The organism is [Muricauda] lutisoli (nom. illeg.) (assembly GCF_017313105.1).
In the GTDB taxonomy this organism is placed as follows: Bacteria; Bacteroidota; Bacteroidia; order Flavobacteriales; family Flavobacteriaceae; genus Flagellimonas; species Flagellimonas lutisoli.
On record NZ_JAFLND010000001.1, the window covers coordinates 744825 to 763838 of the forward strand.

At 41.4% G+C, this 19014-nt stretch carries 22 protein-coding genes; 12 read left to right on the forward strand and 10 right to left on the reverse strand.

Annotated features, from left to right (window positions below):
* Window positions 1–62: 62 nt before the first annotated feature.
* On the reverse strand, window positions 63–1463 hold the full coding sequence (locus J0X13_RS03520; RefSeq protein WP_207070071.1) for a trypsin-like peptidase domain-containing protein: 1401 nt from the start codon (window positions 1461–1463) through the stop codon (window positions 63–65).
* Window positions 1464–1596: 133 nt separating this feature from the next.
* Here J0X13_RS03520 and dapF point away from each other — a divergent pair, with 133 nt between their 5' ends.
* From dapF to J0X13_RS03540, 4 genes are all read left to right on the forward strand, one after another.
* Window positions 1597–2379, forward strand: coding sequence for a diaminopimelate epimerase (dapF, locus tag J0X13_RS03525; RefSeq protein ID WP_207070072.1), 783 nt, complete (start codon window positions 1597–1599; stop codon window positions 2377–2379).
* A complete protein-coding gene (locus J0X13_RS03530) occupies window positions 2367–2900 on the forward strand; it encodes a GNAT family N-acetyltransferase (protein ID WP_207070073.1) in 534 nt (177 codons plus the stop codon). The genes dapF and J0X13_RS03530 overlap by 13 nt, the downstream gene beginning before the upstream one ends.
* Window positions 2890–3933, forward strand: a complete 1044-nt coding sequence (gene mltG, locus J0X13_RS03535; protein ID WP_207070074.1) for an endolytic transglycosylase MltG — start codon at window positions 2890–2892, stop codon at window positions 3931–3933. The genes J0X13_RS03530 and mltG overlap by 11 nt, the downstream gene beginning before the upstream one ends.
* Window positions 3934–4092: 159 nt before the next feature.
* Entirely contained in the window at window positions 4093–4740 is a 648-nt protein-coding gene (locus J0X13_RS03540; RefSeq protein ID WP_207070075.1) for a lysozyme family protein, read from the forward strand.
* Window positions 4741–4788: 48 nt separating this feature from the next.
* Here J0X13_RS03540 and J0X13_RS03545 read toward each other — a convergent pair whose 3' ends face one another.
* The 3 genes from J0X13_RS03545 to dnaA are packed head-to-tail and all read right to left on the reverse strand — an operon-like array spanning window position 4789 to window position 7418.
* Window positions 4789–5517 (reverse strand): SAM-dependent methyltransferase, encoded by a 729-nt coding sequence (locus J0X13_RS03545; RefSeq protein WP_207070076.1) that lies wholly within the window; start codon window positions 5515–5517, stop codon window positions 4789–4791.
* A gap of 4 nt (window positions 5518–5521) precedes the next feature.
* Window positions 5522–5974, reverse strand: coding sequence for a low molecular weight protein-tyrosine-phosphatase (locus tag J0X13_RS03550; RefSeq protein ID WP_207070077.1), 453 nt, complete (start codon window positions 5972–5974; stop codon window positions 5522–5524).
* Between the two features lie 19 nt (window positions 5975–5993).
* On the reverse strand, window positions 5994–7418 hold the full coding sequence (gene dnaA / locus J0X13_RS03555; protein WP_207070078.1) for a chromosomal replication initiator protein DnaA: 1425 nt from the start codon (window positions 7416–7418) through the stop codon (window positions 5994–5996).
* Between the two features lie 202 nt (window positions 7419–7620).
* On the opposite strand from dnaA, the gene J0X13_RS03560 reads away from it, so the two are divergent.
* Window positions 7621–8019 (forward strand): acyl-CoA thioesterase, encoded by a 399-nt coding sequence (locus J0X13_RS03560; RefSeq protein ID WP_207026837.1) that lies wholly within the window; start codon window positions 7621–7623, stop codon window positions 8017–8019.
* On the opposite strand, the gene J0X13_RS03565 is transcribed toward J0X13_RS03560, so the two are convergent.
* The 4 genes from J0X13_RS03565 to ribD are packed head-to-tail and all read right to left on the reverse strand — an operon-like array spanning window position 8020 to window position 11145.
* On the reverse strand, window positions 8020–8634 hold the full coding sequence (locus J0X13_RS03565; protein WP_207070079.1) for an IMPACT family protein: 615 nt from the start codon (window positions 8632–8634) through the stop codon (window positions 8020–8022).
* A complete protein-coding gene (locus J0X13_RS03570) occupies window positions 8634–9497 on the reverse strand; it encodes an EamA family transporter (RefSeq protein WP_207070080.1) in 864 nt (287 codons plus the stop codon). Before J0X13_RS03570 ends, J0X13_RS03565 begins: the two co-directional genes overlap by 1 nt.
* Window positions 9498–10100 carry an HAD family hydrolase gene (locus tag J0X13_RS03575; protein ID WP_207070081.1) on the reverse strand — a complete coding sequence of 201 codons (603 nt, stop codon included), beginning with the start codon at window positions 10098–10100 and terminating at the stop codon, window positions 9498–9500.
* Window positions 10093–11145 carry a bifunctional diaminohydroxyphosphoribosylaminopyrimidine deaminase/5-amino-6-(5-phosphoribosylamino)uracil reductase RibD gene (gene ribD, locus J0X13_RS03580; RefSeq protein WP_207070082.1) on the reverse strand — a complete coding sequence of 351 codons (1053 nt, stop codon included), beginning with the start codon at window positions 11143–11145 and terminating at the stop codon, window positions 10093–10095. Before ribD ends, J0X13_RS03575 begins: the two co-directional genes overlap by 8 nt.
* A 31-nt stretch (window positions 11146–11176) precedes the next feature.
* Between ribD and J0X13_RS03585 the strand changes: the two genes are divergently transcribed.
* The 4 genes from J0X13_RS03585 to J0X13_RS03600 are packed head-to-tail and all read left to right on the forward strand — an operon-like array spanning window position 11177 to window position 14869.
* Entirely contained in the window at window positions 11177–11662 is a 486-nt protein-coding gene (locus tag J0X13_RS03585; protein WP_207070083.1) for a GNAT family N-acetyltransferase, read from the forward strand.
* The gene (gene prmC, locus J0X13_RS03590) at window positions 11662–12582 is read left to right on the forward strand and encodes a peptide chain release factor N(5)-glutamine methyltransferase (protein WP_207070084.1); all 921 of its coding nucleotides are present in this window, start codon (window positions 11662–11664) and stop codon (window positions 12580–12582) included. The genes J0X13_RS03585 and prmC overlap by 1 nt, the downstream gene beginning before the upstream one ends.
* Entirely contained in the window at window positions 12579–14579 is a 2001-nt protein-coding gene (ligA, locus tag J0X13_RS03595; protein ID WP_207070085.1) for an NAD-dependent DNA ligase LigA, read from the forward strand. The genes prmC and ligA overlap by 4 nt, the downstream gene beginning before the upstream one ends.
* Window positions 14576–14869 carry a hypothetical protein gene (locus J0X13_RS03600; RefSeq protein ID WP_207070086.1) on the forward strand — a complete coding sequence of 98 codons (294 nt, stop codon included), beginning with the start codon at window positions 14576–14578 and terminating at the stop codon, window positions 14867–14869. Before ligA ends, J0X13_RS03600 begins: the two co-directional genes overlap by 4 nt.
* A gap of 19 nt (window positions 14870–14888) precedes the next feature.
* Here the strand turns inward: J0X13_RS03600 and J0X13_RS03605 are convergent, their stop codons facing one another.
* Complete coding sequence (locus J0X13_RS03605; RefSeq protein ID WP_207070087.1) at window positions 14889–15800, reverse strand: metallophosphatase; 912 nt, start codon at window positions 15798–15800, stop codon at window positions 14889–14891.
* On the reverse strand, window positions 15801–16622 hold the full coding sequence (locus J0X13_RS03610; protein ID WP_207070088.1) for a 5'-nucleotidase C-terminal domain-containing protein: 822 nt from the start codon (window positions 16620–16622) through the stop codon (window positions 15801–15803).
* A gap of 7 nt (window positions 16623–16629) precedes the next feature.
* Between J0X13_RS03610 and J0X13_RS03615 the strand changes: the two genes are divergently transcribed.
* The 3 genes from J0X13_RS03615 to J0X13_RS03625 all read left to right on the forward strand — a co-directional run bounded on the left by J0X13_RS03615 (window position 16630) and on the right by J0X13_RS03625 (window position 19003).
* Window positions 16630–17163 (forward strand): DUF6913 domain-containing protein, encoded by a 534-nt coding sequence (locus tag J0X13_RS03615; protein WP_207070089.1) that lies wholly within the window; start codon window positions 16630–16632, stop codon window positions 17161–17163.
* A gap of 4 nt (window positions 17164–17167) precedes the next feature.
* Window positions 17168–18058, forward strand: a complete 891-nt coding sequence (gene dapA / locus J0X13_RS03620; RefSeq protein WP_207070090.1) for a 4-hydroxy-tetrahydrodipicolinate synthase — start codon at window positions 17168–17170, stop codon at window positions 18056–18058.
* A gap of 108 nt (window positions 18059–18166) precedes the next feature.
* Window positions 18167–19003 carry an outer membrane protein assembly factor BamD gene (locus J0X13_RS03625; RefSeq protein WP_207070091.1) on the forward strand — a complete coding sequence of 279 codons (837 nt, stop codon included), beginning with the start codon at window positions 18167–18169 and terminating at the stop codon, window positions 19001–19003.
* Window positions 19004–19014 lie beyond the last annotated feature (11 nt).

Below are 19014 nucleotides of genomic sequence, written 5' to 3' on the forward strand. Positions count from 1 at the left end.
ATATTCGATATAAAAAAAGCGCCCTTTTTAAAGGCGCTTTTAAGTGTTTTTTCAGCACTTTTTTACTGAAGTATCATATGTTCCTTTTCACCATTTTCGTTGATCATGGTAAAACTGGTTCTGCCATATCTGGATAGTTGGCCAAAACGTTCCTTGGCATCATCAATATTATTGATCGGCTCACCATCCAATTCCACAATGACCTTGTTCTCCAAACCGTATCTTGAATAGCTTTCAGGTACATTGGTAATTTTTACGCCTTTTGAGATTCCGAATTTTTTTATATCGGCTTCGGATAAGTTTTTAACGGTAAATCCAGTGGAGGGCAAAACAACGCTAAGCTGTTTTTTAAGGACCACATTTTTAACGAGGCTTTTTCCGTCCCTGTTTAATGTAACCTCAACTTTATCCCCAGGTCTTTTGGATGAGAGATATCCAGAGAGCTCAGAAAATTTACTCACTTGGATGTTGTCTATTTGCTTTATGATATCACCTTCCTTTAAACCGGCTTCATAAGCCCCGGACTCTTCTTCCACACTGGCAATATAAACTCCTTCCAGGTCATCTATTCCCATTTCGGTTGCAGCTTCTGGATTAAGGTCTCCGCCCCTGATTCCCAGAAGTCCTTTTTGAACATTGCCAAACTCCATAATATCCTCGACTACCTTTTTGGCAATATTACTGGGCACTGCGAATGCATAACCAACATAAGAACCGGTCTGGGATGTTATAGCTGTATTGATACCGATAAGGTCACCGTTGGTGTTTACCAAGGCACCACCACTGTTTCCAGGGTTTACGGCAGCATCGGTTTGTATAAAGGACTGTGATCTTCTTGGCGATAGCGACCTGGCTTTCGCACTTACGATCCCTGCCGTTACTGTAGACGTAAGATTGAAGGGGTTGCCTACCGCAAGTACCCATTCCCCGATTTTGGCATTGTCCGAATTACCGAAAGCCAAATAGGGAAGTGCTTCTTCTGTATCAATTTTTAATAGGGCGATATCGGAATCGGCATCGGTTCCAATGACTTCTGCCTCATAAGATTTATTGTTGTTCAAGGTCACTTCCAACTGACTTGAGTTGGCGATAACGTGATTGTTGGTCACAATATACCCATCCGGAGAAATGATAACCCCGGAACCTGTCCCCACTTGAGGGGTTTGTTGACGTTCATATCCATAAAAGAATTCAGCTATACTGGAAGGGCCTCTACTACTAAGGGTCATATTTTTAACATGCACCACTGAATTGACGGTTTTTTCAGCCGCCAATGTAAAATCGGCTTCATTGATTCCGGCCCCTCTTGCAGAAGTATCCAGATTGCTGGTGGTCACCAAAGGGGTTTCTTGCACCGAAGTAACCCACCTATAGCTTTCTTTCTCAAAAAATAATTTGTAAGCTCCTAGTGTAATTGCGCCTGCAAATACAGATACTAGGAATAAACTCGCTATTTTCTTCATAATTCTATAATTATTTAACATTTAGCTTTACCAAAATTAAAGTTTTCAATTTTTGATCAGGTCGGTTTAACGCTGTTTTAACTCCAAAAAAAACCTTAAAGAATCCCATATATTTGTTCCTTTGCAGATAATCATGGAACTACAGTTTTTTAAATATCAAGGAACGGGAAACGATTTTGTAATCATTGACAATCGTCAACAGATATTTCCCAAAAACAATACCAAGCTTGTCGCAGCACTTTGTGACCGAAGATTTGGCATAGGAGCGGATGGTTTAATACTGCTCGAAAATGACAATATGGCGGACTTCAAAATGGTCTACTATAATGCGGATGGCGCAGAGAGCAGCATGTGTGGTAATGGAGGTCGTTGTTTGGTGGCCTTTGCCCATTATTTAGGGGTTATTGAAAAAGAGGCCAAGTTTAATGCAGTTGATGGATTGCACCATGCTACGGTTGAAGGAGATATTGTTAACCTGAAGATGATCGATGTGGACAAAATCCACGAAAAACAAAACCATAGCTTTTTGGATACAGGTTCCCCGCACCATGTGCAAATGGTCAAAGAACTGGAAAAATTTGATGTACAGAAGGAAGGAAAGAAACTCCGCTATGGAATTTACGGTGAATCTGGGAGCAATATCAACTTTGTGGAACAGACCAACGACAATGCTTTTGATGTACGTACCTACGAAAGGGGAGTGGAAGGCGAGACTTTTTCATGTGGAACTGGCGTAACCGCCGTTGCCTTGGCCATGCACGAGTCGGGCAAAACCGCTGCCAACGAGGTGCATATACATACGATTGGAGGCGATTTGACCATTTCTTTTGAGAAAAAGGATGGGAAATACAGTAATATCTTTTTAAAAGGACCTGCCATACAGGTATTTAAAGGAACCATAGAATGCTCAGTCTAAAAGGAGAACAAATCTATTTAAGAGCTTTGGAGCCTACCGACCTCGATTTCCTTTACAACTTGGAAAACGACACATCGGTTTGGGAGCTGAGCGGTACGTTGAAGCCCTACTCCAAAAAAGTACTCCAATTGTATTTGGATAATGCCCACAGGGATATTTATGATGTAAAACAGTTACGTCTTTGCATCAGCAATCACCAAGATAATTGTATCGGTTTGATCGATTTGTTCGATTTTGACCCCAAACACCGTCGCGCGGGCATTGGAATCATAATAGTCGAACCCGGGGACCGAAACAAAGGTGCTGGAGCGGAAGCATTGTCACTATTGTGCGATTATGCCTTTTCCACATTGGACATGCATCAGTTGTATGCCAATATCTTGGAGGAAAATGAGGCAAGTATCCATTTGTTCCAAAAAATGGGTTTTGAGGAAATTGGTGTCAAAAAAGAATGGATAAGAACCAGTCGAGGGTTCAAGAACGAAATAATGTATCAAAAGATCAACACGGATGAATCTTAAAAAAGTACTTTGGGCAACGGCCGTTCTAGGCCTTGTGGTTTGTGGTTTTATCGCCTATCAAATTTATAGCGCGATATTTAGTCCCAATACCCAATTCAATAATAATGAGGCATATGTGTACATTGCTTCGGACGCTACTTTTTCCGATGTAAAATCTTCTTTGGAGCCTTTGCTGAAGGATTTGTCCACTTTTGAAGCTGTTGCCAAGCGTAAAGGCTACATTTCCAACATAAAAGCAGGTAAGTATGCACTGAAAAAGGGGATGAACAACAACGAGATTATCAACACCTTGCGCAGTGCCAATATTCCTGTTCAGGTATCTTTTAATAATCAGGAATCACTGGCCTTGTTGGCGGGAAGGATATCGGAACAGATTGAAGCTGATAGTTTGTCGTTGCTCAAAACGTTCAACGATACAAGTTTTTTAAAGGAATCCAAGTTTGATGACGATACCAAACTGGCGATGTACATTCCCAATACTTACGAGTTTTTTTGGAATACCGACGCAGAGAGTTTTCGCGATAGGATGAAAACCGAGTACGATCGTTTTTGGAACGAGGAACGCCTCCAAAAAGCAAAAAAAATGGGCTTAACCCCAAATCAAGTAACTTCGTTGGCGGCAGTGGTGCAAAAGGAAACCGCTAAAGTGGATGAGCGTCCGCGCGTTGCGGGCGTATATTTAAATAGAATTAGAAGAGGAATGTTGCTCCAAGCCGACCCGACAGTGATCTATGCCATCAAAAAAGAAACGGGCAATTACGATACTATTATAAAAAGGGTGCTTTTCCGAGATTTGGAAATGGATTCACCCTACAATACCTATAAATACGCAGGGGTTCCACCTGGTCCGATCACTATGCCGGATATCTCATCCATTGATGCGGTTTTAAACCCTGAAAAGCACGACTATTTATATTTTGTTGCTGATGTTTCCAACTTCGGATATCACATTTTTGCCAAGTCTTTAGCGCAACATAACCGAAATAAAGTGCAATATACCCGTTGGTTGAACCAACAAAAGGTTCTTCGATAGTGTTCTTTACCGTTGATTTTCATCACTTTAACGGATTTTAGGCCTGATTTATGAAATCTTTAAGAGCTTTAAGGTACCCATTAACTTATCTCCACCTATATTTGCCGGCCAAATTGATTTTTGATACGTATATGTATCGAGATCACAAATATGAACATTATGAAAAGATGGATAGGTTTTATACTGCATCTTGCCATGATCGTAGTTTTGACAAGTTTTGGTTCTTATACCGTAATGAAAAAAGGGGATGTTGAAATTCCTGAATCATTGAAGGTAACAACCAATTTGGAATTCTTTGCACCGCAAGATTCCATTGCACTTCTTGACGATGACGAGGTTACACCACCTCCTTTTCTGGGTAAAGCTTTTAATGGCTTTAAGGAAGCACTTGCTTTTAAAGAGTCCCAGGGTAAATATCATAGCGTAAACACATTGGGTTATTTAGGGAAATACCAATTTGGTAGCAGTACCTTACATTTGATGGGAGTTTATGATATGGATGAGTTTTTGGACAACCCAGAACTTCAGGAAAAGGCCTTTGAGGCCAATATTGCCCGTAACAAATGGATTCTTCGAAGGGATATCAAACGCTTTAACGGAAAAACTATCGGAGGAATCAAGGTAACGGAATCGGGTATTTTAGCTGCGGCACATTTGGCTGGAGCCGGGAACGTGAAAAAGTACCTACGATCATATGGACAAAACGATGTAACTGATGCTTATGGAAGTAGTATCTCGTATTATTTGAAAAAATTTGCGGGTTATGATATTTCCAACATCAAACAGCAGAAAAACGCCAAAGTATAATTGGTAAAAGGATTGTTACTAAAAAAAGCCCCGAACTTCGGGGCTTTTTTATGCTTGAATAACGTATATCGTTGGTCTTTTATCTAAATCTATTTCTATTTCACTCCATTCGTGTACACTTTTCGTGCGGATAAATTCAGTGGGTAAAGTAATGTCGCAAGCTATGCACAAACGGGTGGATTTTTGCAAGGTTCTTAATAGTTCCTTGAGCAATTTGTTGTTCCGGTAGGGGGTCTCCATAAAAATTTGGGATTGTCCTTTGTCACGGGACAATCGTTCCAAACTTTTTACCATCTTTTTACGTTCGGAATTGTCAATAGGTAAATAACCGTTAAAAGCAAAGTTTTGACCGTTCATCCCACTGCTCATCATAGCCATTAAAATAGAGGAAGGGCCTACCAAGGGAACGACCTGTATCCTTCTTTCGTGGGCAACCCGAACCACATCTGCACCAGGATCTGCAATTCCCGGGCAACCAGCCTCGGATAAAACCCCAATATCGAAACCGTGTATGCATGGATCTAAAAACGAAGGTATTTCTTCAGGATTAGTGTATTTGTTCAGCGATTGTATGTGGAGTTCAGGTTGAGGTTTGCTCGGGCTTACCCGTTTAATAAATCGTCTGGCAGTCTTTTCATTTTCCACAATATAGTGGTTGATACGTTCGATGGTCCCTTTTACGGAGATGGGCATTACCTCCAAAGGGGCGTTGTCTCCCAAGGTGGTGGGAATCAAATAGATTTTTCCCATGACCAAACCAGGTTTTTCCTCTTCCATGGGCTTAATTTAGTTTTTTCGCAATTGCCTCACAAGCCCTGTCGATCATTTGGTAGACATTTTCAAACCCATCATCGCCGCCATAATAGGGATCGGGAACTTCCTTGACGCCCAATTCCACTTCGCTTAACAACAGTTTTATTTTACCGGCTTCTTCTTGATTTTTGGCAAGACTGGCAACATCGGAAAAATTGCTTCGATCCATCACATAAATATAATCGAATTCCGAAAAATCCTGTTCAGAAAATTTTCTGCACTTCTGATTGGTTATGTTTAAACCATATTTTCGTGCCACAGCAATGGAACGTTTATCGGGAGGATTGCCAACATGGTATCCAGCAGTACCGGCAGAATCCACAAAAACGGAATCTGCATCCACTTTGGATTGTAGAATACCTTCGGCCAATGGTGATCTGCAAATATTTCCTAAGCAGACCATCAAAACTTTGGTTTTCATAAAAAATGTTGTGAGGTAATTAAGAGAATTTCTTGTTCAGATCCTCGATGTACTTTCTGAATTGCTTATCGGTTTCCGCTAGATTGTCCACAGTTTTGCAGGCGTGGAGTACGGTCGCGTGGTCGCGTTTTCCAATTTGTGAACCTATGCTTGCCAACGATGCCTTGGTAAACTTTTTTGCAAAGAACATGGCCAACTGCCTAGCTTGAACTATATGGCGTTTTCTAGTTTTGGATTGAAGCGTAGCCACATCCATTTCAAAGTAATCCGATACTACTTTTTGAATGTAATCTATGGACACTTCTCGTTTGGTGTTCTTTACAAACTTCTCTACTACCTGTTGTGCCAGCTCCAAGGTAACCTCGCGTTTGTTGAAGGAAGATTGTGCGATCAACGATATAATGGCACCTTCCAGCTCACGAATATTGGTTTTGATGTTCTTGGCCACGTGGTCAACGATTTCCTCTGGCATCTCAACCCCATCGCGGTACAACTTGTTCTTTAAAATGGATACCCGGGTTTCGTAATCAGGACTTTGTAATTCTGCGGATAGGCCCCATTTAAAACGGGACAATAAACGCTGCTCAATATCCTGCATATCCACGGGAGCTTTGTCCGATGTCAAAATTACCTGCTTGCCATTTTGGTGCAAGTGGTTGAAAATATGGAAGAACACATCCTGCGTTCCAGATTTACCTGATAAAAATTGTACATCATCAATAATGAGTACATCGATCAATTGGTAAAAATGTATAAAATCGTTTCGGGTATTCTTTTTTACCGACTCTATATATTGTTGGGTGAATTTTTCCGCCGAAATATATAGCACGGTCTTTTCCGGATACTTGTCTTTTATCTCAACACCAATTGCGTGGGCCAAGTGGGTTTTTCCCAAGCCAACACCCCCAAAAACCAATAAGGGGTTAAAGGACGTTCCACCTGGTTTATTGGCTACCGCCATACCTGCGGATCTTGCCAATCGGTTGGAATCACCTTCCAAAAAATTGTCAAAATTATAATTGGGATTTAACTGGGACTCAATTTTAATGTTTCGAATTCCAGGAATCACAAATGGATTTTTTAGTTCGGGACTTTTGGAAGTAATGGGCACGTCCAATTCCTGAGGCCCCACAGCGGTGCGGTTGGAACTTGGAATCTGTTCCGTAAAAGGTTCCTTGTTGCCGTACTTGTTTTCCATTTTTATAACATAGATCAGCTTTGCATTGGTCCCCAACTCACGCGTCAAGGAAACTTTTAAAAGCTTTACATAATGTTCTTCGAGCCATTCGTAGAAAAACTTACTGGGTACCTGGATACTGAGCGCCTTATCGGTCAGCTTTATAGGTTTGATGGGTTCAAACCATGTTTTGAATGCCTGCGGTTGGATGTTATCTTGGATAAAAGCCAAACAGTTTTTCCATACGGAATTAGCAGTAGCACTCATAGAAGTTTTTCCTTGTTTTAATGGTTAGCTTTAATATTTAAGAGTAAACATCTAAAGGGTTATAAGATGCTTATTGGATGCGACAAATATGTGAACAAATCTTTTAAAAAAAAAATCAAATTGTCATTGAAAGTTTTGTTTTTTTTTCGCATGTTACCCTCAAAATAAGCAAGCCTCTAAATATATAATTTTTCAGTTAAAAATGGGTCTAAATTCATATTCTTTTCGGGTTCGATATGCAGAAACTGATCAAATGGGGGTTGTTTACCACGGTAATTACGCACAGTATTTTGAATTGGGTAGGGTAGAGTGGTTAAGGGCTATGGGGATCACCTACAAGAGCATGGAAGATAACGGTATCATGTTGCCCGTAATTTCTTTACATATTGATTATAAAAAGTCTGCGTTATATGATGATTTACTTACTGTGCGCACTCACTTAAAATCCAAACCTTTGGTGAAAATTGAATTCGATTACGAATTGATCAACGAGTCGGGTGAATTATTGGCCACTGCAAACACCGTTTTGGCATTTATGGATAAAAAAACGGGCAGACCTATTAAGTGTCCTCATTATATTTTGGAAAAACTGGAAGACTGATCAATCCAATTGAGAAATTTCCACGTTTTGCATTTCATCGAAAATTTGAAGTGTTTCCTCTGATTCGGTCATTCGGACAGAAATAACAAGTTCACAATCCAACTCCATTTTTTGGGAAACAATGTTCAAGTTTTTCTGTTTGATGATTCGCATGACTTTGTCCATTTCCGGATATCCAAATTGCAATCGGAATTTAGCTTTGATGGTTTTCTTGACTATTTTGGCGTTTTCCAAGGCCATTTGAGCCGCAGTTTTGTAGGCCTGTATCAATCCACCGACTCCAAGTTTGGTGCCGCCAAAGATTCGGGTTACTGTAATCAGCACATTGGTAACATCAAAAGATTGTATCTGCCCATAAATAGGCATTCCCGCAGAATTGTTTGGTTCACCATCATCGTTGGCCCTGTACATTGGGTTTTCGGTTCCCAATTGCCATGCGTAGCAAACGTGATTTGCCGTATGGTACTTTTTACGGAGTTCTTCCACGATTGGTTTTACATCATCTTCCGAAGCAATGGGATGGATCTGGGCATAAAATTTACTCTTTCGGTCCTTATATAAAATCTCGGGTGAAGGTTTGGTTACTGTCCTGTAAACATCTTCTTTTTTCTCCATCAGAACAAAGCTACCAATATTATACTCAAAACGGCCAATGCAACACCGCTCCAGTTTTTAAGGCTCAGTTTTTCTTTAAACAACAATATCCCGAAAAGGGTAGAGAACATCACAATGGCAACATTATTTAACGTAAAGATGGCAGCACTGCTTAAAATGTCCGCCCGCAGGGCACGAATCAAAAAATAAATCGAGAAATAATTGGGCACGCCAAGGGCAATTCCTCCTATTATATTTTTCAGGTTGATTTTCAATGGTGTTTTTACTGCCTTCGCACCAATAAATATGAATCCGGTCAGGGCCGCAAATCCAAATATCATGGAAGAGAACACGGGTATCTCTTGGTCGGTCAAATGGATTTCTTCAAAATATTGGATGCTTGTATCAATAATACCAGAGCCCAGAAATACTAATAAGGGAAGAATTAGTGCTTTTCGGTTTATTCGTATGCTCTTTTCTTTGATGGAGGCCAAATACACGGCGACCAAGGCCAAAACAATTCCTGTGATTTGCAGTGCACTTAAATGTTCGTTGTACAACAGAACCCCCATCATTACAGGAATGGCCAACGACATTTTAGTGGCCACCGAGGCTACAGATACACCAGAGACCTGTGCTGTTCGGGCCATTAAATTAAAGATGACAATAAAAAGGACCCCTAATAATATAGGACCGATCAACCATGGTTTGTTAGTGAGGTCGTCCACACCGACCGGGCCGTCGTACAAAAAGAAACCAACCGTGCAGGCCACCACATAATTGGTGATGATGGCATAAAGCGTCTGGATTTTAAAGACATCAAATAGTTTGAAGACCACAAAAATCAAAGTGGAGCTAAGTACGCTCAGTACAAGGTATATCATTTACAATTTTGATTTTAGTTGGGTTATTTCCTCTTTGCCCACTTGTAGGTTCCATACCTTAATGCCCAAGGTAGCTGCGGAATAGGTATTCTCTTTAACATCATCCACAAAAAAGGTTTCTTCAGGTGTTAGCTTGTTCTCTTGCAGCACAAAGTCAAAAATCTCCGTATCTGGTTTCCGCATTCCTATTTCGTAACTCAGATAAAACACATCAAAAGCATTTTTAAACCTGCCGTACCGTTCCGCTCCCATTTGTGCTTTAACACATTTAATATGTAAGTCGTTGGTGTTGCTCAGCAGTATCATTTTATATTGATTCTCTGCGGCGAGCTGCTCAATAAATTCCAGTCTGTGTTCGGGGAAATCCAATAAAATGGAATTCCATGCTGTAGTTAAATATTCCCTACTGGCGTTGGGGAAGTGTGCAGATACTTCATCCAAAAAATCGGAAGATGTGATAAGTCCTTTCTCATAATTTTGAAACAAATTTTCCAGATTTGGGGTCACTTCGGTAAACCCGTGCTGTACCATAGCTTTTGCTGTCGCAGGTTTGTCCAGGTTGATGAGCACATCACCAAAATCAAGAATAATGTTTTTAATCATTGCCGTAAATGGATAAGGTATCGGTCAATATTTTTTTTTGATGCTGTAAAGTTCCTTTTAATTTAGGAGCTGGCAAACCATGTTTAAAGCAAAGGGTGCCTTTAAAAACCCGTGCTTCGTCCCACAAGTTTTCATCCATAAAGGTTTGAAGCGTTTTTGCCCCACCTTCAATGATCACGCTGGTAATGTTGTGTTCATGCAGCACATCGCAGATTTGTTGTCCCAAGTTCTCCGAATAGTCGATTACTGCATAATCAACACCTTCCCTATATTTTGATGTGTCCTTGACCGCTGTCAAAATAAGGGTCTGTGTGGATTTGTCAAAAACATGGTAGCTTGAATCAATTCTTAAATCCCTGTCCAAAACAATGCGCATCGGGTCTTTGCCAGCCCAGTTGCGCGTGGTCAGTTTGGGATTGTCCTCCAAAACGGTTTTGGTGCCAACCAAAATGGCCTGTTCTTGGCTTCGCCATTGGTGTACCAACTGTTTGGAACAGGAATTGGTTATCCAGAAAGGCTCGGGATTATTACTTCGGAAGGATGGATCGGGAGCCAAAAACCCATCATCGGATTCTGCCCACTTTAAAATAATGTAGGGACGTTTCTTCTCTTGAAAGGTCAAAAATCGTTTATGGTGCTCCCTGCATTCATGTTCCAGAGTACCGACAGTGACTTTACACCCCGCATCCTCCAATTTTTGGATGCCTTTTCCGGCAACCTTATCGTGTGGGTCCTGTAGGCCTATAGCAACTTCTTTGAGCTGGTGTTCAGCAATCAAATCTGCGCACGGAGGCGTTTTTCCAAAATGGGAACAAGGCTCCAGGGTAACATATAGCGATGCTTCTTTGAGCAAACTCTTGTCCTTTACCGAGTTAATGGCATTGACCTCGGCGTGCGGGCCTCCGTAGGGACTCGTGAAACCTTCGCCAATAATTTTATTGTTGTGTACGATCACACATCCCACCATAGGATTGGGGGCCGTTGTTCCCAGTCCTTTTTTGGCCAGTTCTATGCAGCGAAGGATGTATTTTTGATGTATATTCACCCCGCAAAAATAGAACAATAAAAACACAATAATGGGAGATACGGTGATTCGTGAAATAACCCCCGAAGACAACGCACAGGTGGCCCAGGTAATACGAAAAGTTTTTGAGGACATGGGCGTTCCCAAGGTAGGTACGGCTTATGCCGACAAAGCTTTGGATGATATGTATTCCAATTATAACGTGCCAAAGGCTGCTTATTTTGTGGTAGAGCACAAGGGCAAGGTGATCGGTTGCGCCGGCGTAGCGCAACTGGACAATTACGAAGGAAACGTCTGTGAGCTTCAAAAAATGTATTTTTTAGAGGAAGCCAGAGGGAAGGGGCTTGGTGCCAAAATGATCAAGGCCTGTTTGGACAAGGCGAAGGAGTTCGGTTTTGAGGCCTGTTACCTGGAAACGATGCCCTACATGGAAGCTGCCCAAAAATTATATAAAAAGAACGGTTTTGAATATATAGATGCTCCAATGGGAAATACGGGACATTACTCCTGTCCCGTGTGGATGCTTAAAAAACTGTAATGCTCTTAAAAGAAATCAAAGATATTTTCCATAAAGAGTTGGGCGCCATATATCCGAAAGAGGAAATTGATTCCTTTTTCTACGCCTGTATTGAGCATTACCTGAAACTGGAACGGTTTATATTGGCCATTCGACCAGGCATTGCATTGACCAAAGAAGAAGAGCAGCCTCTTTTTGAAGCATTGTCCGAGTTGAAACAGGAAAAACCCCTTCAATATATTTTGGGAACCGCCCATTTTATGGATATGGAGATTATGGTCAATGAAAATGTACTGATACCACGTCCAGAGACAGAAGAATTAGTACGATGGATTTTGGATGACACCAGAAGTCAGATGTCAGATGTTAGAAGTCAGAAGTCAGGAGTTAAAAATCAACATGGGGATGATGAAACCGTTCACCCTTCACCTTTGAACATTTTAGACATCGGAACCGGAAGCGGTTGTATAGCCATAGCTTTGGCAAAAAACCTTCCCGATGCTAAAGTGTTTGCTCTGGATGTTTCCGAAAGTGCGTTGTTGGTCGCTCAACAAAACGCCAGATCAAACGGAGTGGATATCGGTTTTTTGCATCAAGATATCCTTATTTCTCAATTTGATGCGAAACAGGTTTTTGATATTGTCGTATCCAACCCACCATACGTCAGGGAGTTGGAAAAGAAGCAAATCCAAAAAAATGTAAAGGATTTTGAACCTGAAACCGCCTTATTTGTGCCGGACGAAGACCCATTATTGTTTTATAGGGCTATTATTGAATTTTCAGAAAAACATTTATCCAAAAGTGGAAAGTTGTATTTTGAGATTAACCAATATTTGGGAGAAGAAACCAAAGCGCTTTTCAATACCCGTAATTTTTCAGAAATTGAACTGCGAAAAGATATTTTTGGCAACGATAGAATGCTAAAGGCAATTAAAAAATGAACATCCAAGATAAAATAACCTCCTTGCGCGATGAGCTGAGGGAACACAATTATAAATATTACGTGCTCGATGAGCCATCCATTTCGGATTACGAGTTTGACATGAAACTCAAGGAGCTTCAGAAATTGGAGGCGGAGCATCCAGAATTTCAAGATCCTACTTCGCCAACTTTGCGAGTGGGTGGGATGGTCACCAAAAACTTTGAGACCGTAGTCCATGAACATCGTATGTACTCTATGGATAATTCATACTCCAAAGAGGACTTGGAGGATTGGGAGAAGCGTATCCAACGAATTTTAGGGGGTGTTGAGGTACAGTTTACGTGTGAGATGAAATATGATGGAGCTTCCATAAGCCTTACTTATGAAGATGGGAAATTGATAAGAGCTGTTACTCGTGGCGATGGTTTTCAAGGGGATGATGTGACCAATAATATAAAGACCATAAAATCGGTTCCTTTGCAGTTGAAAGGAGATTATCCGCCAAAATTTGATATTCGAGGAGAGATTATCTTAACGCTGGAAGGTTTTACAAAAATGAACGCGGAGCGTGTTGAAGCGGGAGAGGATCCCTACATGAACCCACGGAACACGGCCTCGGGAAGTTTAAAGCTCCAAGACAGTGCCTTGGTGGCCCAAAGACCTTTGGAATGCCTGTTGTATAGTATTGCAGGCGATAATTTGGGAGTAACATCCCAGTTTGAAGTACTGGAAAAAGCAAGGTCATGGGGTTTTAAGGTGCCAACGGTGGCCAAACTTTGCAAATCAACCGAGGAAGTGATGCAGTTCGCGGATTATTGGGAGGTAAACCGCCACAATCTACCTTATGAAACGGACGGGGTTGTGGTAAAAGTGAACAGTATCCAACACCAGGAGGAACTCGGTTACACTGCCAAATCACCAAGATGGGCCATGGCGTATAAGTTCAAAGCTGAGCAAGCCATCACTACCTTGAACAAAATAACATATCAGGTCGGCCGTACCGGCGCCATAACCCCTGTGGCCAACCTAGAGCCCGTTTTATTGGCAGGTACTACGGTAAAGCGAGCCTCTTTGCACAATGCAGACCAAATAGCAAAGCTCGATGTTCGCGAAGGAGACACTGTTTTTGTGGAGAAGGGCGGGGAGATCATCCCAAAAATTGTAAAGGTTGATTTTACCAAACGAGATGCTGATTCCCAACCCACGGAGTACATTACCCATTGTCCTGAATGTGGCACAGAGCTGATTAGAAAAGAAGGGGAAGCGCAGCATTTTTGCCCTAATGACATTGGTTGCCCACCCCAGATTACGGGAAGAATTCAACATTTTATATCCAGAAAGGCCATGGATATTGAAGGCTTGGGAGCGGAAACGGTAGAATTGCTTTTCAATGAAGGGTTGATTGACGATTATGCTGATCTTTACACCTTGACCAAAGAACAGATTTTGCCTTTGGAACGAATGGCGGACAAATCGGCCGAGAATTTGGTAAATGGCGTTCAAGCATCAGTTAAAATCCCGTTTGAACGCGTACTTTTTGCATTGGGTATACGGTATGTGGGGGAAACGGTGGCCAAAAAATTGGCCAAAGCCTTTAAAAATATCGATGCTCTGATGGCAGCTTCAGAAGAGCAATTGATGGCTGTGGACGAAATAGGGGAGCGTATCGCAGAGAGCGTTGTCAACTTTTTCTCTGAGCCTAAGAACATGGATATTGTTAATCGTTTGAAATCCCATGGACTACAGTTTTCCCTATCAGAAGAACAACTGGAAAATCAAACCGAATTGCTTAAAGGACAGACGTTTGTGGTGTCCGGGGTGTTTGAGACCATCAGCAGGAATGATTTGAAAAAGATGATAGAGGACAATGGTGGTAAGGTGGCATCATCGGTATCTTCAAAAACCAGTTTTTTGATAGCCGGCGATAAAATGGGGCCCAGCAAGCGAACGAAAGCGGAAAGCTTGGGAGTGCCCATTATCTCAGAACAAGAATTTTTACAAAAGTTGGAATCATGATACCCAAAACTTACGAGGAATTTGTGTCCACATTGAATCAAAGCACGCCTCCGAAGGTATGGTCTGAACCCTTAAAATCCCTTTGGTTTGATGCAAAAGGAGATTGGGAGGCATCACATGACATTGCCCAAGATCTCCATTCCCAAATGGGCAGTTGGATTCACGCTTACCTGCACCGAAAAGAAGGGGATAAGTGGAATGCCGGCTATTGGTACAATAATGCGGGCAAGCCTTTCCCGGAATATAGTTTGGACGACGAATTGAAAGTTCTCGTGGAGGCCAATCTGTAAACCATCCCCAGCCTCGATACTAAACAGTGATGCTTACGCCATTGGCCAAAGCATTTTTATCCGAATCAAAATAAAAATCAATCCTACCTAGATTAATACCGTAACAGCCTACTTGGTTTACAAGCACAGAATTCCCGTTCTGGTTGGTACGTACGTCTGGTTTATCCAAAAAGGTATGGGTGTGCCCACCAATGATCAGATCGGTATGGAAGGTTTGTTGTGCCAAACGGGTGTCGCATGGCCTTTCTGGATTTTTGTAATCGTATCCCAAGTGTGAAAGACAAATGATCAAATCACATTGCTCTTCTTCCTTGAGCTGCTTTTCCGTATCCAAGGCTATCTCATAAGGATTCAGATATTGGGTCTCTTTGTACAATCTTTTGGTCACCAAGCCATCTAGCTCAATGCCAATCCCGTAAACCCCGATTTTAATCCCATCAACCATATAAACCTTATAAGGTTTTACGTAACCATCCATCACCGTGTTGGAAAAGTCGTAGTTGGCGCTGATCATCTCAAAAGTGGCATATGGCATTTGGGCCAACAAACCCTCAATTCCATTGTCAAAGTCGTGGTTCCCAATAGTTGCAGCGTCGTATTTGAGCTTGCTCATCAACTTAAACTCCAACTCACCTCCATAAAAATTGAAATAGGGCGTGCCTTGGAAAATATCCCCAGCGTCAAAAAGTAGCGTGTTGGGGTTTTCATTCCTAATCTGTTCCACCAAAGAGGCCCTTCGGGCAATTCCCCCCAAATTTGGATACCTGGAGTGGGAAGATGGGAATGTGTCAATATGGCTGTGCACGTCGTTGGTGTGCAGAATAGTGATTTGCTTTTTTCCAAGATTGGCACACGAGCTCAAACTAAGACCTCCTAAACCGATTAGGGTAGAGGCGGCTGTGGTATTGGTAATAAAATCCCTTCTTTTCATCTAGTTCAATTGTTTTATACGATCATCAGCCACTGCCTTTAGAGTGTCCACTTTTTTAAAGTAGTCGATCAAAGCATTTCGTAATAGGTAATCGGTTTCTGTTGTTGAGATAATTTCGTCAAAAAAACCTACGCTTGGGCCTCCATTTACCAGATAGTCAGAAGTGGCCACATAATAATTTCGGTTTTCGTCAAAAGGTTGCCCCTGAATGTTTACCGATTCTAGCGAGCGGTTTTTATCAGTTACAATCTGAATATGGGACACAGGATGCCTACGTGAAGACTTGGCTACAAAATTGATCAATTGTCTCGTGGCCGAACCGCTAAGTTCAACCACTTCGATATAATTTTCAAAAGGCATTACTTCGTAAGCATTGCGAGCGCTTACATTGCCCTCTGAAATTACGGAACGTACACCGCCGGCATTCAGCACTACAAAATCCAGTTCTTTGCCTGACCTGGAATTAAATACGGGAGCGGTTTGCTCAAAAACAATATCAGCCATAAGGTTGCCCATGGATGAGGTACGTTCACCATCTTTTAATAATAATGGATTGGGCGCATATGCCAAAGTACTGTCCAGCACCTCGTTAATTCTGTTTCTGTAGGGTTCCACAAAACTGGCAATGGAATCCGTCTCAGCTATGGTAGAATCAATGGGGATTTGCCTGCCCTCAATTTCAGTAAGTTTCTCTGTATCGGTTTTACAGGATATTAAAAAACAAAAAGTTGTAAATACAACAAATTGTTTGAATTTTAGATTGTTCACGTGCGTATATTTGTTAAGTCGTCTTGGTAGATTATTTACCTTTGTAAAAATCATCAAAAATATGTTTTTGAAAGGACTCCAAGACAAATTTAAGGTTAAATCCGGGCTTAAATATTTAAAGGAGGAGATGGAAAAGCCTCCTAAGTCCGTGGCCAGGGAACAGGGGATTACCAGCATTGGTTGTATTGTGGATGTGGATAATTTTAAGAAAGCAGAGGCCTTTTACGAACTTATTGATGAGTTTGACTTGCGTCCCAATGCCATAAAAATAATTGGTTACAAGCGCGAGTACGACAAAAGCTCACCTTATGCCATCCAAATGTTTTCCGATAAGGACCTGGGATGGAAAGGTCAAATTGAAAATGGTTACGTACTCGAGTTTTTGGGCAGGGAGTATGATATGTTGATCAATTATTATGAAGATGATAATTTAATGATGAAGCTATTGTCGGTTAAAACCCAAGCGCGTCTCAAGGTAGGTCTTGGTGCACAAGACCCCAAGGTCAATGATTTGATTTTAAACACGCCCTTAAACGATTTTGAGTTGTTCAAGAGTGAATTAAAAAAATATTTAAAGGTCTTAAAAGAAATTTGAACGAATGGAACAATTGATCGGAACAGGAGTGGCATTGATAACTCCGTTCAGAGAAGATTTAACGGTTGATGTAGAAGCTTTGGAAAGCGTGGTGGAGCACAATATTCAAGGCGGTGTGGATTATTTGGTGGTGTTGGGGACAACGGCCGAATCAGCAACACTCTCACCTGCGGAAAAGCAGTTGGTGGTCGACGTTGTGGTGCGTACCAATGCAGGAAGACTTCCGTTGGTACTGGGTGTAGGAGGCAATAATACCATGTTAGTGGCAAATGAGTTGAAAACATTGGATTTATCCGATTTTGATGCTATTCTATCCGTTTCTCCCTATTACAATAAACCGACGCAGGAAGGGATATACCAACATTTTAAAGTTATTTCAGAGGCATCACCAATCCCGATCGTGTTATATAATGTGCCGTCAAGGACCGGAAGCAATATGTTGCCCGAAACCACCTTGCGGTTAGCTCATGATTTTTCAAATATTGTGGGCATCAAAGAAGCTTGTGGTGATTCTTTGCAAACAGATAAGATCATAAAAAACAAACCAGATGGTTTTTTGGTGATTTCTGGGGATGATGGAACTGCGCTGCCTACCGTGTTGGCTGGCGGTGCCGGGGTTATTTCGGTTTTGGGACAGGGATTGCCCTCACTTTTTTCCGACATGATCAAGTTGGGCCTAGAAGGCCGTGTAAAAGAAGCATACGCGATCCACCACAAACTATCACCTTTAATGTCCCTGATTTTTGAAGAAGGTAACCCAGCAGGCATTAAAAGTATTTTTGAAAGCAAGGGTGTTTCTAGAGCAACCGTAAGATTGCCGCTCGTAGAGGCTACTTCAGGTTTAAAGGGGAAAATTGCATCTTCCTTGAAGATGTTGGGCAGGGCACATGCATAAAATTCGTTAAATGTTGCCCAATTCCTTGGTTATTGGCCTTACTACCCTTTACATTTGAGTAGTGAAAATTCTTTTTTTATATCCATTCAATATCACTAATTTTGCAAAATGTTTTTGAAAATGAGGTCAATACTCCTTTTTTGTTGTGCAACACTGCTTCTCTTATCCTGTAGCGAGTACCAAAAGGTACTAAAGGAAACCGATGCGAAGGCTAAATACGAGATGGCCGAAAAGCTGTATGAGGAAGGTGATTATAAGAGAGCGGTTCGCTTGTTCGAGCAAATTGCGCCTAAATATGTAGGGAAACCTCAAGGTGAGCGTGTAATGTTTTTCTTTGCGGATAGTTACTTCAAGAACGGCGATTATTATTTATCGGGTTACCAATTCGAAAGATTCATAAAGTCCTATCCAAGAAGTGATAAAATCCAAGAAGCAAGTTTTTTGGGGGCAAAAAGTTACTATATGCTTTCTCCCAGGTATTCATTGGACCAGTCGGAAACCGACAAAGCCTTGTTAAAGCTCCAAACATTTATAAATAATTATTCTGAATCGGAATATTTTGAGGAAGCCAACAACATGGCACGGGAGTTGACCACAAAAAAAGAGAAAAAAGAATTGGAAATTGCCAAGCAATATGGTAAAATAGGTTCTTGGGATTTGCCAAGGCTTATTTCTGCAATAACTGCTTTTGACAATTTTCTTTTGGATAATCCAGGTTCCATTTACACGGAAGACGCCTTGTATTATCGGATTGAAGCAGCTACCAATTTGGCTGTGAACAGTACAGAGGACAAGAAGAAAGAGCGATTGGAAGAGGCTCTTGACTCATATAACAATTTATTACGTTATTTCCCAGAATCGAAATTTAAAGAAGAGGCGGATAAACTAGCCGAAACAATTCAAAAGGAATTGAGCGTATATAACACCACTTCCGTATCCAAATAAAAACTAGTTTT